The sequence below is a fragment of the Bacillus australimaris genome, assembly GCF_001307105.1.
GTDB classification, from domain to species: domain Bacteria; phylum Bacillota; class Bacilli; order Bacillales; family Bacillaceae; genus Bacillus; species Bacillus australimaris.
Window position 1 is genome coordinate 115,431 of the sequence record NZ_LGYN01000029.1, and the last position, 16,817, is coordinate 132,247.

Here is a 16,817-nt window from a genome sequence, read left to right on the forward strand (position 1 = left end):
AAACAAAGGAGGATGGTTATGAAAGTGCATTCAGAACTGAAGGGGAATGAACTGCGGCCCGCTTATGTGAAACCAACGAAAGCTCGTTTTGGCATATTGATTCTGTTGTTTTTTATTACCGCTATTAATTATATTGATCGAGCCAGTGTATCCATTGTTGCACCTGCTATTCAATCTTCATTGCAATTAAATCCTGCCTTATTAGGTCTTATTTTTTCAGCATTTAGCTGGACATATACAGCGATGCAAATACCAGGCGGTTTTATTCTCGATAAATTTGGCTCAAAGGTAACGTATGGGATATCACTCATTACCTGGTCTATTTTTACAGGCCTACAGGCGTTTGCGAATAGCTTTGCCTTTTTATTCGGCTGTCGTTTGTTTATTGGGATTACAGAATCTCCCGCATTTCCTGCGAATAACCGCATTGTGACCACATGGTTTCCGAGGCGGGAACGGGCTTTTGCAACAGGTGTGTATACTGCTGGAGAATATGTGGGTCTTGCATTTGCGACACCTCTTCTTTTCTGGATCATGACGACTTTCGATTGGAGAACCGTCTTTATTACGGCAGGTGCGCTCGGTATCATATTTGCTTTCTTTTGGTACAAGTTTTATCACGAACCGAAAGAGCATCCGAAGGTAAATAAAAATGAGTTAGAATTAATCCGGCAAGGCGAAGGGCTGTCAGTAGCCTCACAGGAGAAGCTGAAATGGGCAGACTTTGCCGCCCTTCTAAAATATCGTAAATTGATCGGGCTCTATATTGGCCAATTCTCTGTTGCGTCTACACTATTTTTCTTTTTAACATGGTTTCCGACCTATTTAGCAGAGGCGAAAAATATGGCGTTTCTCAAGGTAGGTTTTGCTGCATCTCTTCCTTATATTGCTGCATTCTTTGGGGTATTGTTTGGAGGATATGTGTCTGATTGGCTGCTCAAAAAGGGTGTATCCGTGAATGTAGCGAGAAAGCTGCCGGTAGTGGTTGGTTTGCTTTTGACAAGTACCATTGTTTTAGCGAACTTTACAACGAATATCCCGCTTGTGCTGACCATTTTATCCATCGCATCATTTGCCCAAGGACTGTCTAATATCTCTTGGACGATGCTGTCTGAGGTAGCACCGAAGGAAATGGTTGGGCTGGCTGGCGGCGTATTTAACTTTTTTGCTAATTTAGCTGGGATCATCACTCCGCTGATTATCGGATTCATCGTGTCGGCGACGGGCTCTTACAACGGGGGAATTTTATTCGTCAGTTTAGTCGCATTAGGCGGGGCATTGTCGTACATTTTCATCGTAGGTAAAATTGAACGTATTCAATTAAAACCGTAGCGGGAAAGCAAAAGAGAACTCATATCAAGACGAGTTCTCTTTTTTTATGAATAAAAAATAACGGTGATAACTGTTGCACATGCGATACCCATGCTGATATAAAAGCCAGCAAACCAAATATTCCAACGCGTGATACGGTAAGGGTTGACCTTCATCAAATCTGCTAATAGGGAGACAGAAACATTAAAAGGACTAAACATGACAGTTGATGTGCCAGCAACGATAAGCATGATAGCAATGGGAAGAGCAGGCAGTTCATGAATGACAGGTGTCATCATGCTGACTAATAAAGCAAGCGAGACGAGTGGATGAAAACCGCAAAGGGCGGTGATCAGAAAATATAACCCAATGACACAATAAACCCAAATGGCATGGTCTGATATACTGACAATAAATGCTTGAATTGGCTGCATACTATTTGTGGCAAGCAGCATATCGACAAAGAAGCCGGCACTTAAAAATAGACACATATAGTTGGAGAGTTGATTGGTTCTTTCTTTCCAATGAGGCACAGAGACCGCTATATATTGTTTTCTTTTTTTGATAACAGATGAGAAAACTAGAGCAAATGGAATAATTGTCAGCACAACAGCAAATAGATAGCCTTTTCCAATCCATGCATCGACAAGTGAGACGGCTGTCATAAAGCTTAACAGCATGAAAGCGAGCTGGAGCGTTTTTCGCTTAATTCGATGAGGGTTGGAGTTTGTTTCTGCTGACTGAATGATGTTTGGTAATCGTTTGCTTTGACGAGAAAAAAGCATCCAGTCTGCCGCCAGCACCACGACCATTAAACCAAAAGTAATGGGTGCAATTTGATAATATTTTAGTTTAGTTGCATCAATGGTGACGCTAACCAGCACTTCAACAGGACTCCAGCTTAAACATAATGCATATGACCTTAAGAGGTTGCGTGAATAAAGATGTTGCTGCACCTGTTTTTTTAGGGATTCCAGCGACGGTTGGAGCGATGTATATAGTAAGGGGATCGTCGCGATATTTAAAAACATGCCAAGAATATGAGTGACAAATGAACTCTTGCGATAAAGCTGATTTGTGCTCGTTGTATGCAGTGTGAGCAGTTTATTTAATTGTGTATCGAAATGTCCAACATGTATGAGAGAATGAATAAAAGGCAGCATGAAAAATAGAGAAAGCAAGCCTAGCATGGAATGAAAGTGAAGAACAAACGTATGCAATGGCTGGCCGGATAAGAAGAATAAGAACAAACCAATGATGAGAAACACAGCACCTGTTTTCAAATAAAGCCCACTTGCTTTCTTAAAAGAAATGGTGAGCGAGAAAGCGGCCAGCAGACCAACAAAGTAGGAGAGTACGGGAGCAGGAAATAGTTGATGAACAATAAATAAACTAATCAGAAGTGTAAAAACGACCAGGTACATTCAAATATCTCCTCCATCAAACATCTTCAATTGATTTTATTCCGTCTAGTAGAATTTGTTTTCTTTTAGTGGAACATTTAAAATGGATTATAGCAAAATCGATCGTTTATGTCGATAAGAAATCACAGGGGAAAAGGAGAAAGTGAACATGGCTGATAAGAAGTCAAAAGAAGAATCAGGACTGCGTACGGTTCAGCGCGCTTTAGATATTCTTTCTTGTTTTAGTGAAGAACGTCAAGAGCTTACGCTAACGGATATTTCAAAAGAGATGAATTTAGCAATGTCTACGACAACGAGACTGCTCAAGGCACTTGAAATGAATCATTTTGTGGAAAAGAATCAAGAAACAATGAAATACAGATTGGGGCAAAGACTATACCTCCTCGGATACATAGCAGGGAAATCCATTCAGTTGAGGGAACTGGCTAAACCGCTCATGTACGCACTTCGTGATGAAACAAAGGAAACCGTCAACCTGTATGTAATGGATTCAACAAGCAGGGTTTGTATTGAACAAGCGGAGGGGCTGCAATCGATTCGGCATCTTGTCAAGATTGGTGAGAAGCTGCCATTATACGCAGGTGCAGGTGGAAAGGTATTATTGGCATTTCAAAGTGAAGAATTTCAACAAAAAGTATTTGCATCTGAGGCTGATCATGTGATGGGAGATGACTGGAAAAAGGAACGTAAACATATTCTTGACACGTATACTTCTTGCAGCATCGATGAACGGGAGGTAGGATCTGCGGCAGTGGCGGCACCCATCTTTAACATCCATGGGGAAGTGAACGCTTGTCTATCCATATCTGGTCCAACCCATCGCTTTACTGAAGAAGTTATTCCTCAGCTGAAGCAAAAAGTGAAAGAACAGGCACAGAGGCTCTCTGAGCAGCTCGGCTACGTCGTTAAACACAATTTTTAAGATAACCTATCTTTTCTTGCCCCATTTATCATATAATAGAAACATTATGTAGCATTCCTTGTCGTAAGGAGGACGTGTCACGACCATGAAAATCAATAGAGAAATTCCTGTAAGACAGCGAAATATTGTCCTCATTGGCTTTATGGGGGTTGGAAAAACAACCATTGGGCAGCTGGTTGCCAAAAAGCTATATAGAGATTTTATTGATGTGGATCAGGAGATTGAAAAAAAATACAACATGACGATTCCAGAGATGTTTCAGCAAAAAGGAGAAGCATTCTTCCGGCAGGCTGAAAAGGATTATATCGTCGATTTATGTGAACATACGCAGCTCAAGATCGTTTCCCTTGGAGGCGGTGCATTTAAACAGGAAGAAATCAAACGCTCCTGCTTGAAGCATTGTACAGTTCTTTTCCTTGATCTATCTTGGGAGAATTGGAAGCAGCGGCTTGATATCTTAATTGAAAACCGTCCTGTTCTTCACAACCGGACGCTCGATGAGATGAAAGAGCTGTTTGAAGAACGCCGGGAAATTTATTCTCTCCATAACTCAAGAGTGGAAACAGATCATTTAGAGGCTGAGGAAGTCGCTAATTATATTGTGGACACACTTAAGCTTGGCTGGGATTTATATTCGAAATAAAAAGTCTACCGTTTAGGGTAGACTTTTTTTATTTATTCGTCCATGTTTGATGACGGATGAAAAAGAAGAGAAAAGATGCTGCTCAGGCTGGCTTCAGCGATGCTTCTATCTTGCGTACATTGCTTAAAATGCCTCAGTTGATTTATCATATAATAGAAACATTATACAGCACTCCTTGTCGTGAGGAGGACGTATCACGAACATGAAAAGCAATAACTGTGAAGATTGATATTTCGAAATAAAAAAGTCTACCAACTAAGGTAGACTTTTTCTATCACGTTAATGCTTGATTCCTTGAATCAGTGCAGCTTTTAAACAGAAGGAAATGGGTTGATGCTGTGTATCGAATTGAACCTGAAAGAGCTGCTTTGTGTCAGGGTCTGCGGCATGAAGGTGGGAAATGATCTCCTTTTGAACATTTTCTGGTGTGCGTCCGCGTATCATCCAGTCCTGATAATCAATATGCAGATTCCAGTAACGAATATCTTCTTTAGTCAGATGGTTTTCAGCGAAGAGCTCTTTCCATTCTGATAACGAGCTTTCACGCACATGGGAAGGGTCTCTCAGTCTATTTAAATGATTAATAAATGAATCCTGTACAGGGTTTTCAGGTGCATAATGGTCGACGAGCAGAAATTTGCCGCCTTTCTTTAAGACACGGCTGATTTCAGACATGGCTGCCGGGAGGTTTGGAAAGTGATGAGCAGCAAATCGGCACGTCACTAATTCAAATGATTCATCAGGGAAGGGCAATGCTTCTGCTGCTGCCTGCTCAAAAGTAATGTGGGTCAGCTGGCGTTCTTCCGCTAGTGCTTCAGCAACCTCGATCATTTTTTGTGTGACATCAATACCGATTCCTTTAGAGATGACGTCTGAAAAGGAAAAAACGGTATGTCCTGCAGCGCAGCCAATATCAAGTAAATGCTCTTGTCCCTTCGCATTTGCTGCGGTTTTCATCCATTCTAGCTCTTCTCCGGCAGCAAATATGGGTGAATCTCGATAGTTCTCGGCATTCTGTGAGAATTGGTTCTCTGCTTTAGCATATGGATTCATTTCTTTTCCCCCTTTTTGTTGTCTTTCTATCGTAGAATGCGGCTTGTTCTTTGTCTAAGACTTAAAACATATGGCGTCAATAGTTAAAAGCTATGAGGTGATAAAAGTGGATATACGTATGATGGAATATGTCATTGAAGTGTACCGGCAGCAAAGTTTTACAAAAGCAGCAGAAAAACTTCACATTGCACAGCCTTCTTTAAGTCAGCAAATTAAGAAGTTGGAGGGGGAATTAAACACACCCCTCTTTATTCGAAAGTATGGACAAGTCACGCCCACACCTCAAGGAAGTCGCTTGATCAAAAGGGCTGAGAACATTTTGAAGGAACGAGACGATTTGCTGCGTGAGATGGAAGAAGCTGCGTACGAGGTGGGCAAGGAACTGAAAATCGGAGCGCCAGCCGTCACAGGCGGGTATGTCTTGCCAGGTTTATTAAAAACTTTCTGTCAAACGTATCCTCATGTTCACGTTCAATTAATAGAAGAATCACCCCGTAAGCTAGAGAGTCTGCTATTGGCTGGAAAACTGGATTTGGCTGTTTTGTCTATGCCTGTCGAGCATGAATCATTAAAAACGAAACAAATGCTGACAGAGCCACTCCTTCTGGCAGCCCCGCAATCTGCTATGCCCTGGTTAACTGCGGAATTGAACGATATCATCGAGCAAGCAGCGCAAAAAGAGCGCCATGATCAAGTGGTTCCATTTCACCTTCTCGAAGGGGTTCCATTTATTATGCTGAAAGAGGGATACGGTTTTCGGCAAGTGGTCACGGAACTGTGCCGTCATCACGGTTTTCAGCCAAAAGTGGCTTTTGAAACAAGTCATATTCAAACAGCACAGGCATTGGTCAAAAACGAACTAGGGGTGACGGTCGTGCCGAAAATGGTAGCACAAGAGGAAAGGAACCAAGTCACTTATTTGCAAATTGATTCATGCCCAACCCGCACACTTGTGTTTGCATATGTGGAAGAAAGGTATTTAACAAAAGCTGCCCAAGCCTTCATGAACCTTTATCAGAAACAAGAAAAGACTTAAACAAACGTTTGATGAAATAGAAAAAAGCAGGGGAATTCCCTGCTCAGTGCGCGGACAAACCCTCACATTTGTTGTCAGGTCTGCGCTTCGGTGCTCGTCCTTCCACATTGAAAAGAAGACAAAGGGCTAAAATCAAGATCATTTAGCCCTTTGTCAGCACTCCATTTTTAATATAAGTCCAGACGCTGATCCGTCATCACTGGAATTTGCTGTCTTACTTCATCTACTAGCTGAAGATCAATTTCTGCATAATAAATGTCTTCGTCATCGTTTGTTTCAAGCAGAATGCGGCCGAGTGGATCAATTACCATGGAGTGTCCAGGAAATTCTGTGTCCCTGCTTGTGCCAGTCCGGTTGACAGCAATCATAAATGACTGATTCTCAATCGCTCTTGCAATGAGCAGGCTGCGCCAATGATCCACTCTGGCTGACGGCCATTGCGCTGTATTGACGAGGATCTTTGCCCCTTTGTTCACAAGTGTTCTAGAAAGCTGCGGGAAGCGGAGGTCATAGCAGATCATCGCACCAATTTTCACATCTTCACTATAGTCAAATAAACCAAGCTGATCACCAGCGGTCAAATAGTTGTGCTCATCCATTAGACGGAACAAGTGAATTTTATCATAATCTAACAGAAGCTCACCTTGGCGGTTAAAGACATACATCGTGTTGGTGATGTTTTCATCTTCTGTCCGCTTATTTAAGACACTGCCTGCGATGAGATATACTTGGTGCTTGCGGGCAAAGGAAGAGAAAAGCTGTTTTGTGCGTTCACCGTTTACATCCGCAAGCTGATCGGCTTGTTCAAGGGCGTAGCCGGTATTCCACATTTCGGGTAAAATGATCAGGTCAGGCTGCTCGTGAATTGCTTCTTCTAAGAAAGCTTCTGCTTTTTTAAAGTTCACTTCAGGTTCTCCAATTTGTACATCCATTTGGATAAGGGCGATTTTCATAGGGGGTTCCTCCTTTTTTCGCTATATGTCATGTGAAAATTCATGAACGATCGATCATCTTCATGAATATATTGTAAAGGATGATTCTGTCTGAGAACATCTAGTCTTTATGGTCAGTTTCTTTATCATAAAGGTTTCCATCATCTTTGCCAATAGAAATGTCAGAAGGTTTTGTTAAATGACTTTCTCAATCAAGAAATGAGTGGTATGATATATATAACTAATAAAACAAAGGGGAATAGTGGGATATGCAATTGTACGATTTATCACTAGAAGATCTAAAAAAATATAAACCAAAGAAAACAGCACGTCCTGATTTCTCAGACTTTTGGAAGGCATCGCTTGAAGAACTGCGTCAAGTGGAGGCAGATCCAGCGCTTGAACCTTATGACTATCCAGTGAAAGGGGTCAAGGTGTACCGCCTGACGTATCAAAGCTTTGGGCACTCTCGAATTGAAGGCTGGTACGCGGTACCAGATCAATCAGGTCCGCATCCAGCGCTCGTTCGTTTTCATGGCTATAATGCCAGCTATGATGGCGGCATTCACGACATCGTCAACTGGGCGCTGCATGGCTATGCGACATTTGGTATGCTCGTCCGCGGTCAAGGCGGCAGTGAAGATACGTCAGTGACACCAGGCGGTCACGCTTTGGGATGGATGACAAAAGGTATTTTATCCAAGGAGACTTATTATTATCGCGGTGTTTATTTAGATGCCGTCCGTGCACTTGAAGTGGTTCAATCCTTCCCCGAAGTAGATGAACACCGAATCGGCGTGATTGGAGGAAGTCAGGGAGGTGCATTAGCGATCGCCGCCGCAGCCCTTTCAGACATTCCGAAGGTCGTAGCAGCAGATTATCCTTATTTATCAAACTTCGAGCGTGCAGTGGATGTCGCATTGGAGCAGCCTTATTTAGAAATCAATTCGTACTTTCGGAGAAATAGTGATCCTGAAGCGGAGGAAAAGGCATTTGAGACATTAAGCTATTTTGATTTAATCAATTTAGCTGGATGGGTGAAACAGCCAACATTGATGGCGATTGGTCTGATTGATAAAATAACCCCGCCATCTACTGTGTTTGCGGCATATAATCATTTAGAAACAGATAAAGACTTAAAGGTGTATCGCTATTTTGGACACGAATATATCCCGGCTTTTCAAACAGAGAAGCTCGCCTTCTTACAAAAGCATTTGCTCAAATAAAAGAACAAAGAGGCCACTCTAGGAGGGCCTCTTTTTTAATAACTCGTATTCTGTCTTGTTTTTTCATCAGGCACTAACGCCGTGATAATGAGGGCAAGAGCTGTGATGATATGAAGGATGAATCCGAGTATCGGAATCCAGGCGAGGCATGATGTGACAATTCCGATGATACTTCCAATCATTGGTCCTTGGTCTCGCTTCGATAAGACGAGTGTGATAATATGCAGAATAAGCATGACCATGAGCGGTGAATAGCCATTACTGATGATAAATAAACCTCCAATCACAGGGATGGCGAGACAGGCTTCAAAAATCCCGGTGATCCATTTCATGATGCGAGATATAGACATGAGATCCAACTCCTTTTTCTTATATGTCATATTCGTATTTTCCCTAAACATGAAGAAGTCATGCAGAATTCTATAGAAAGAGTTGATGGATGATGAGAGAGAGAATCAAGGAAGAGCTGAAAATCATCGAAGAAACGTATGACGTCAAGATTTGCCTCGCAGTTGAATCAGGCAGCCGGGCATGGGGATTTCCTTCGACTGATAGTGATTATGATGTTCGTTTTCTATATGTTCCTCGGAAAGAATGGTATTGGGCGATGGAAGAGCAACGTGATGTCATTGAACGGCCGATTGATGACATGCTTGATATAAGCGGCTGGGAGCTTAGAAAGGCACTTCGCTTATTCAATAAATCGAATCCGTCCATCATGGAATGGCTGTCCTCTGACATCATCTATGCTGAATCCTTCTCGTTGGCAAAACAGCTAAGAGACTTAAAGGATCGAGCCTTTTATCCTGCGGCTTTGATGTATCACTACCTCAACATGGCGAAGCGGAATGAGAGTCAATATTTACGAGAAGAGCAAGTCCGAATCAAGAAGTATTTTTATGTACTTCGTCCCCTGCTTGCTTGTCAGTGGATTGAACGCTACCGGACGGTTCCACCGATGGATTTTCATGAATTGTTACAAGAGCTTGTGGAGGATGGACCGCTTTTAGCTGAAATTCATGAGCTGCTCAAACGCAAAATGGACGGTGTAGAGATGGATTTAGAGAACCGGCTTGCATATGTCCATCCATTTATCGACAAAGAGCTGGCGCGTTTTCAAGAATTGGTGAAAAGCTACAATCAGCCGAAAGATCATCTGATGCAAGAATTAAATGAGCTGATGCAGTCTACCCTTGATGAGGTGTGGGCGTAAGCAGGGAAGAGCCAGCCGGAGGAGGCAGGCTCTTTTTTATCTCTTATTGTGATAAAACCACAAAAAAAGTCAGAATTTTTGTCATCTTCAAATATTGTAGCGGACAGCTCATGAGCCTTACAATAAAGACATAGCTTACAAAGAGTGGGAGGTGCCCTTTATGGAGTCGGTCACAAGAAATTTCTTCTTGTTTTTGTCAAAGAGCAGTCTCTTGAACCATATTGCTCGTAATTGGGGAAGTGCTGTTGCATCTAAGAAAATCATCGGAGGGAAGGATTTTGAAAGTGCCATCCCTGTCATCAAACGATTAAATGAACAAGGAATGGCCGTGACAGTCGATCACCTTGGTGAGTTTGTCACAAAGGCAGAGATTGCAAATGAGCGGACGATTGAGTGTATTCAAACCATTCAGCGGATTGCAGAGGCCAAGCTCAATTCTCACGTGTCACTCAAAATGACATCACTTGGCTTGGATATTGACGATGACCTTGTGTATCGCAATATGAAAAGCATTTTAGATACGGCCGAGAAACACCGGATCATGGTAACAATCGATATGGAGGATGAACAGCGCTGTCAAAAAACGCTGGACATTTTTAAAGAGATGAAATCTCAATATGAGTATGTCAGTACGGTCTTGCAGGCGTATTTGTACAGAACAGAAAAGGATCTTGATGACCTAAATGAGCTGCATCCATTTTTAAGACTTGTAAAGGGTGCCTATAAGGAATCCGCCGATGTGGCGTATCCAAACAAAAAAGACGTCGATCACAATTATCAAAAGCTGATCGAAAAGCAATTACTCACAGGGAACTATACAGCCATTGCGACACATGACGATCAAATGATCGAGTTCACGAAAAATATTGTGAAAAAACACAATATACAGACAAGTCAGTTCGAATTTCAAATGCTGTATGGCATGAGATCAGAAACGCAGCAGGCACTTGTGAAGGAAGGCTATCAAATGAGGGTCTATACCCCGTATGGACGAGAGTGGTATGGCTATTACATGAGACGTCTTGCAGAACGGCCGGCAAACATTGCCTTTGCTTTAAAAGGGATGACGAGAAAATAATTTGAAACGGGAGCGTGACAAAGATGACAACACCTTACAAGCATGAACCATTCACGGATTTTAGCCAGGAAGAAAACCGAAAAGCGTTTGAACAAGCATTAGCTAAAGTAACAGAATCTCTTGGTCAAACCTATCCACTCGTGATTAATGGAGAAAGAATTGAAACGAAAGACCAGATTGTTTCAATCAATCCAGCGAAAAAGGATGAAGTCGTTGGAACTGTATCAAAGGCTGGGAAGGAAGAGGCAGAACAAGCGGTTCAAGCTGCGGCGAAAGCATTCGAAACATGGCGCTACACATCTCCAGAAGAAAGAGCGGGTGTCATATTCCGTGCTGCTGCAAGCATTCGCCGTAAAAAGCATGAGTATTCAGCTCTTCTTGTAAAAGAAGCAGGTAAGCCTTGGAATGAAGCAGATGCAGATACAGCAGAAGCGATCGACTTCCTAGAGTATTACGCCCGTCAAATGCTGGAGCTGGCAAAAGGCAAACCAGTAAACAGCCGCGAAGGGGAACGCAATCAATACGTGTACACACCAACTGGCGTGACGCTCGTTATTCCACCGTGGAACTTCTTGTTTGCGATCATGGCAGGTACAACAGTAGCTCCGATCGTCACAGGAAATACGGTTGTCTTAAAACCAGCAAGTGCGACGCCTGTCATTGCAGCCCGTTTTGTGGAAGAGCTTGAGCAAGCTGGTCTGCCAAAAGGTGTTGTCAACTTTGTACCAGGAAGCGGGGCAGAGGTTGGAGATTATTTAGTTGATCATCCGAAAACAAGCCTGATTACATTCACTGGTTCAAGAGAAGTAGGGACACGTATCTTTGAACGCGCAGCAAAAGTGCAGCCAGGTCAGCAGCATTTAAAGCGTGTCATTGCTGAAATGGGCGGTAAAGATACAGTGGTTGTGGATGAAGATGCAGATGTTGAATTAGCGGCTAACGCCATTTTCACATCAGCCTTCGGTTTTTCAGGTCAGAAATGTTCGGCTGGATCTCGGGCTGTCGTCCACGAGAAGCTTTATGACCAAGTGGTTGAGCGAGTGAAGGAAATCACAGAAACGAAAACAACAGCCAATCCACTTTCTGCGGATGTCTATATGGGACCTGTCATTGATCAAGCGTCCTTTGACAAGATCACCGATTATATCGAGGTTGGCAAACAGGAAGGTCGCTTAGTCACTGGCGGAACGAGTGATGATTCGGAAGGATACTTCATCCACCCGACCATTTTTGCAGATCTTGAGCCAACTTCCCGCTTGATGCAAGAAGAAATCTTTGGACCAGTCTTGGCCTTCTCGAAAGTCTCTAGCTTTGATGAGGCACTTGAAGTAGCCAATAACACAGAATACGGTTTAACGGGTGCGGTTATTACCAATAATCGTGATCACATCAACCGTGCGAAGCAGGAGTTCCATGTGGGGAACCTTTACTTTAACCGTAACTGTACAGGAGCTATCGTTGGATACCATCCATTTGGCGGATTCAAAATGTCAGGAACGGATTCAAAAGCAGGCGGGCCAGATTACCTAGCACTGCATATGCAGGCAAAAACGATTAGTGAAATGTTTTAATATGGAAAAGCATGGACCTGTGCAGTTTGGTTCATGCTTTTTTTGCCTGTCTACGACTTGTTTCTATACAAATCTGACTGGAAAGAAGTATGATAAATGTATCACTTAATCAGGGAGCAATCGGGATGGAAGAGATATTAGAAAAGCTTCACACATTTTTTGATGTCGATAAATTAATTGCATTTATTAGCGGTTATTTAAAGAAACCAGTCATTTTAGAAAGCACAGAGTGTCAGCTCCTTGCTTATAATTCTTACAGCATTCAGCAGTTTGACCCAGTGAATCAGCAAACGATTTTCTCAAAGGAATGTCCGGGGTCTGTGGTCGATTGGTTAAAGAAAACAGGGGTCATTGAGCGGCTTCACACTGATTCAAAGCCTTTTTATGTGAGCGGTCATGACGAGCTCGGTTTTAATCGGCGGGTGGCTGTGAGCGCCAAGCATAAACAAGAGGTTGTGGGCTTTATTTGGGTGCAGGATATCGAGGACTCCCTCTCTCATGAGGAGCTGCAGTTCTTACATGAAGCTTCCTTTCAAGTTGGAAAAGTGATTTATAAAAACAAGAAACAGCTTGAGAAAAAGGAAGGCAAGATTGAGGAATTTTTCAAAAAGGTCATGGATGATCATTTTTATACAGAAGAAGAGCTGAAATGGGAGGCTGAGAACTTAAGCATTCCACTGCCAGCCGTCTTTACCGTTATGGTCGTACACGCTGCCGATAACAAAAGTGAGACGGCAGAAGATGTGAAGGATGTAATTAGAACATATTTGCAGCTAGAGGATAAGGTGAATCACGTCTATTCGGTTCAAGCAGACATTGTCGTCATATTAGGGAGTCTCTCAGACCGTCACTCACCGAAAGCTACGGCTGCTGATGTCATCGCACATCTGCAATCGAAAACGCACGCCCATCCTTCCCCTTTGTATATCGGGATGGGAAGAGAGTATCGAGATGTCATGAAAATGAGTACAAGTCGATTTGAAGCGATAGAGGTCGTGAAGGCAGTGAAAATTGTCGGAGGACAAGAATTGATTCCATATGATTACGAGAATTTAGGCGTCTTCCGTTTTTTAGACTCCATTTACAGCCATCAAAAAAAGAAAAACGACTTTAATCCAGATTTGTTACGCTTGAAGGAAAAAGACCGCGAGAGCCAAACCTCGTTTTTAAGGACGCTGGAAGTCTACTTATTGAATAACTGCAAGCTAAAACCAGCATCAGAGCAGTTGTTCATTCATCAAAATACATTAAACTACCGAATGAAACAAATTTTTGATATGACCTCGATCGACTTAAGTCATTTTAGTCAGCGATGTGAGTTATTTATTGAATTGATGCTGATGAAAAAAGATCAATCTTCATGATGGAATCCGCAGGTGCACTTAAATCACCTGCGGATTTTCATGTGAAATGCGAAAATGGCATACAACTGCTGTGTTTCGTTGTATGATAGATAAAGATTTTATGAGAAAAGTGAAAGGGGGGCCACCTTTGGGATCAGTCACCTTAGCTATTTTGATTTTCATCATGACCCTCGTCCTTGTCATTTGGCAGCCAGGACGTGTCACCATTGGATGGTCAGCATGTGGAGGCGCCATTCTTGCGCTTGCCTTTGGTGTCGTTCATCTAGGCGATGTGTGGGAAGTGACGCAAATTGTATGGAATGCGACCTTTGCCTTTATAGGCATTATTATCATTTCATTAATTTTAGATGAGATCGGTTTTTTCGAATGGGCTGCACTGCATATGGCAAAAGCCGCAAGAGGCAACGGTGTCCGCATGTTTATTTATTTAACATTGCTCGGCGCTGTTGTGGCTGCTTTTTTTGCCAACGATGGAGCGGCACTGATTTTGACCCCAATCGTCTTATCTGTGGTGAGAGCGTTGAAACTGGATGAGCGCATGGTGCTGCCTTTTGTGATGGCAAGCGGCTTTATTGCAGATACAACCTCCTTGCCATTTGTCATTAGTAACCTAGTCAATATCGTATCAGCTGACTATTTTCATATTGGTTTTCTAGAATATACAGCGAACATGTTCGTGCCAAACCTTGTGTCACTTGGAGCGAGCATGCTGGTTCTTTATGTGTTTTACCGAAAACTCATCCCAAAAACCTATGATCTGTCACAGGCGAAGGAACCGTCGTCAGCTATTCGGGATATCCGCATGTTCCGCTTATCTTGGTATGTGCTCGGCTGTCTGCTTGTTGGTTATTTCGCTGGGGAACTGATCGGTGTTCCGGTGTCCATCATCGTAGGAGGTATTGCCCTTGCTTTCTTGTGGCTGGCGAGAAGAAGTCCGCAAGTGGCGACAAAGCGAGTGATCAAAGAAGCACCGTGGTCCATTGTGTTTTTCTCGATCGGCATGTACGTCGTTGTATATGGTCTAAAGAATGTCGGGCTCACAGAAATATTGGCGGCGTGGATCGAACAAGGGGCATCGCATGGCTTGCTTGCAGGAACAATGTTCATGGGTGTACTTGCGGCGGTGCTGTCCTCTGTGATGAACAATCTGCCTACCGTTTTAATTGATGCGATTGCCATCGGACATACCGATACAGCAGGTGTCATGAGAGACGGACTGATTTATGCCAATGTCATCGGCTCCAATCTTGGTCCGAAAATGACGCCGATCGGGTCATTGGCGACATTGCTGTGGCTCCATGTCCTAAAGAAAAAAGGCGTCCATATTTCTTGGGGGGCTTACATGAAAGCCGGAATCATCCTGACCATCCCAACCTTGATCCTCACTTTACTCGGGTTATATGTGTGGTTATGGCTTATTCATTAAAAAGAGCAGATCAATGAGATCTGCTCTTTTTTGCTACAAATATTTCGCATAGCGTTTTTCTAAAAAGTCTTGAAGCAATGAGACCACACTGCAAATGCCCCAGTAAATGAGTGCGACCAAAATATACATGGTCATATAATCGAATTCTCGTCCGCCCACTATTTTTGCTTGCTGGAAGAGCTCTGGTACAGTAATCATCGCTGCCAGGGAGGAGGCTTTGATTAAATCGAGCATGACATTGGTCAATGGTGGCAGTGCGATGCGGACTGATTGAGGCAAAATGACACCACGCATCGTCTGCCAATAGCTGAGACCTAATGACTTAGCGGCTTCCACCTGTCCACTTGGAACAGAGGAAAGGGCTGCTCGGTTGATTTCTGCAATATAGGCGGCACTATTGAAGCTGAATCCAATAATGGCAGCAGTGACCGCTGTGAACTCAATGCCGATATAAGGAAATCCAAAATAAAGAATAAACAAAATCACCAGAATGGGCACGCCTCGCATGAATGAGATATACAGCCGTGCAGGCAGCCAAAGTATCCATGTATTCGCCATCCTGGCAAGAGCGATAAAAAAGCCAAGAATCGTACCAAAAAACATGCTCACAAAGGAAATGAGCAGCGTCAGCCAGATGCCTTTCATGACAAACGGAAATGACGCCTTTGCCAGTGCAGGATTAAATATATATTCTAAATGAATATCTCCCACGATTGCGGCTCCTTATTTGGAAATGTCGACATCTTCGACATCAGCATCAATTTTCTTTGAGACGTCTGCATGATTAAAGAATTTCTCAGAAATCTTTTTCATTGTGCCGTCTTTTTTCATGCCTGCTAATACACCATTCAATTCTTTTTGAAGCTCTTTGTTGTCTTTCTTCATCACAAAGCCTTGTTCATTCGGCATGTATTTCAAGTCAGGGTGAATCGTAATATTTAATTTAGGAAATGCAGCAAGAGCCAGTGTCTGTAAGTAATAATCATTTAGAATGACATCTGTACGGCCATTTGCAACATCCTTTAAGTATTGTTCATTTGTTGCATTATCATAAATGACTTCCTTTGCACCATACTTGCGTGCAACATCCATATAAATCGTTGTCGCAGCACCTGCCGCTTTCTTTCCTTTTAAATCCTTTAACGTCTTAATGCCAGATAAATCATCTTTCCGTACGATCGCCGTTCCATAGGAATATTTATAAGGGGTTGAAAAGGCAAATTTATCTTTTCTGTCATCGGTGATGTCGATATCGTTTGCAGCGGCATCCACTTGACCAGAATTAATGGCACTCAGCATCCCATCATAGCCCATTTCTTTAAATTCTACTTTCACATCAAGGCGTTTAAACGCTTCTTTGACGACTTCTACTTCGTAGCCCGTCAATCGATCCTTGCCGTTAGAAGTGTCATGATAAGACGTTGGATAAAGCGTGCCTGAAGTAGCCACCACGATTTTTCCCTTCTTTTTAATCTGATCCCATTTTGATTCTCCAGATTGGGATGAGCCTGATTGACTGCAAGCAGACATCAGAAGGATGAAGGCAGACACAACAAGCATGATCCATATCGGTTTTTTATGATAAAAACGACTCATTTAAGAATCCTCCTCTATTTTT

Annotated in this window: 16 protein-coding genes; 10 read left to right on the forward strand and 6 right to left on the reverse strand. The window is 42.8% G+C overall.

Translation table 11 applies throughout. The features are described from left to right. Positions 1–18: 18 nt before the first annotated feature. Positions 19–1,332: an MFS transporter gene (locus AKG37_RS17000; RefSeq protein WP_060699890.1), complete on the forward strand. Its 1,314-nt coding sequence runs from the start codon at positions 19–21 to the stop codon at positions 1,330–1,332. Between the two features lie 44 nt (positions 1,333–1,376). Here AKG37_RS17000 and AKG37_RS17005 read toward each other — a convergent pair whose 3' ends face one another. Further along, a complete protein-coding gene (locus tag AKG37_RS17005) occupies positions 1,377–2,735 on the reverse strand; it encodes a hypothetical protein (RefSeq protein WP_060699891.1) in 1,359 nt (452 codons plus the stop codon). 148 nt (positions 2,736–2,883) lie between these two features. Between AKG37_RS17005 and AKG37_RS17010 the strand changes: the two genes are divergently transcribed. Continuing rightward, positions 2,884–3,657 carry an IclR family transcriptional regulator gene (locus AKG37_RS17010; RefSeq protein ID WP_060699892.1) on the forward strand — a complete coding sequence of 258 codons (774 nt, stop codon included), beginning with the start codon at positions 2,884–2,886 and terminating at the stop codon, positions 3,655–3,657. Between the two features lie 85 nt (positions 3,658–3,742). Beyond that, the gene (locus AKG37_RS17015) at positions 3,743–4,300 is read left to right on the forward strand and encodes a shikimate kinase (protein ID WP_060699893.1); all 558 of its coding nucleotides are present in this window, start codon (positions 3,743–3,745) and stop codon (positions 4,298–4,300) included. Between the two features lie 279 nt (positions 4,301–4,579). Here AKG37_RS17015 and AKG37_RS17020 read toward each other — a convergent pair whose 3' ends face one another. Next, the gene (locus tag AKG37_RS17020; RefSeq protein WP_060699894.1) at positions 4,580–5,353 is read right to left on the reverse strand and encodes a class I SAM-dependent methyltransferase; all 774 of its coding nucleotides are present in this window, start codon (positions 5,351–5,353) and stop codon (positions 4,580–4,582) included. A gap of 118 nt (positions 5,354–5,471) precedes the next feature. Between AKG37_RS17020 and AKG37_RS17025 the strand changes: the two genes are divergently transcribed. Beyond that, the gene (locus tag AKG37_RS17025) at positions 5,472–6,389 is read left to right on the forward strand and encodes a LysR family transcriptional regulator (protein ID WP_060699895.1); all 918 of its coding nucleotides are present in this window, start codon (positions 5,472–5,474) and stop codon (positions 6,387–6,389) included. Between the two features lie 167 nt (positions 6,390–6,556). On the opposite strand, the gene AKG37_RS17030 is transcribed toward AKG37_RS17025, so the two are convergent. Continuing rightward, the gene (locus AKG37_RS17030; protein WP_060699896.1) at positions 6,557–7,342 is read right to left on the reverse strand and encodes a carbon-nitrogen family hydrolase; all 786 of its coding nucleotides are present in this window, start codon (positions 7,340–7,342) and stop codon (positions 6,557–6,559) included. Positions 7,343–7,590: 248 nt separating this feature from the next. Here AKG37_RS17030 and AKG37_RS17035 point away from each other — a divergent pair, with 248 nt between their 5' ends. Then, positions 7,591–8,547 (forward strand): acetylxylan esterase, encoded by a 957-nt coding sequence (locus tag AKG37_RS17035; RefSeq protein WP_060699897.1) that lies wholly within the window; start codon positions 7,591–7,593, stop codon positions 8,545–8,547. 35 nt (positions 8,548–8,582) lie between these two features. On the opposite strand, the gene AKG37_RS17040 is transcribed toward AKG37_RS17035, so the two are convergent. Further along, positions 8,583–8,897 (reverse strand): hypothetical protein, encoded by a 315-nt coding sequence (locus tag AKG37_RS17040; protein WP_060699898.1) that lies wholly within the window; start codon positions 8,895–8,897, stop codon positions 8,583–8,585. A 92-nt stretch (positions 8,898–8,989) separates the two neighbouring features. On the opposite strand from AKG37_RS17040, the gene AKG37_RS17045 reads away from it, so the two are divergent. The 5 genes from AKG37_RS17045 (at position 8,990) to AKG37_RS17065 (ending at position 15,199) form a co-directional block, all read left to right on the forward strand. Further along, positions 8,990–9,760 (forward strand): nucleotidyltransferase domain-containing protein, encoded by a 771-nt coding sequence (locus AKG37_RS17045; protein WP_060699931.1) that lies wholly within the window; start codon positions 8,990–8,992, stop codon positions 9,758–9,760. Positions 9,761–9,920: 160 nt separating this feature from the next. Beyond that, positions 9,921–10,838 (forward strand): proline dehydrogenase family protein, encoded by a 918-nt coding sequence (locus AKG37_RS17050; RefSeq protein WP_060699899.1) that lies wholly within the window; start codon positions 9,921–9,923, stop codon positions 10,836–10,838. 23 nt (positions 10,839–10,861) lie between these two features. Next, positions 10,862–12,409 (forward strand): L-glutamate gamma-semialdehyde dehydrogenase, encoded by a 1,548-nt coding sequence (gene pruA, locus AKG37_RS17055; RefSeq protein ID WP_060699900.1) that lies wholly within the window; start codon positions 10,862–10,864, stop codon positions 12,407–12,409. 125 nt (positions 12,410–12,534) lie between these two features. After that, positions 12,535–13,773 carry a PucR family transcriptional regulator gene (locus AKG37_RS17060; protein WP_060699901.1) on the forward strand — a complete coding sequence of 413 codons (1,239 nt, stop codon included), beginning with the start codon at positions 12,535–12,537 and terminating at the stop codon, positions 13,771–13,773. A gap of 127 nt (positions 13,774–13,900) precedes the next feature. Next, complete coding sequence (locus tag AKG37_RS17065) at positions 13,901–15,199, forward strand: arsenic transporter (RefSeq protein WP_060699902.1); 1,299 nt, start codon at positions 13,901–13,903, stop codon at positions 15,197–15,199. Positions 15,200–15,232: 33 nt separating this feature from the next. On the opposite strand, the gene AKG37_RS17070 is transcribed toward AKG37_RS17065, so the two are convergent. Together AKG37_RS17070 and AKG37_RS17075 are read right to left on the reverse strand one after the other, a co-directional pair. Beyond that, a complete protein-coding gene (locus AKG37_RS17070) occupies positions 15,233–15,910 on the reverse strand; it encodes an amino acid ABC transporter permease (RefSeq protein ID WP_060699903.1) in 678 nt (225 codons plus the stop codon). Positions 15,911–15,922: 12 nt separating this feature from the next. Then, on the reverse strand, positions 15,923–16,795 hold the full coding sequence (locus AKG37_RS17075; RefSeq protein ID WP_060699904.1) for a transporter substrate-binding domain-containing protein: 873 nt from the start codon (positions 16,793–16,795) through the stop codon (positions 15,923–15,925). Positions 16,796–16,817 lie beyond the last annotated feature (22 nt).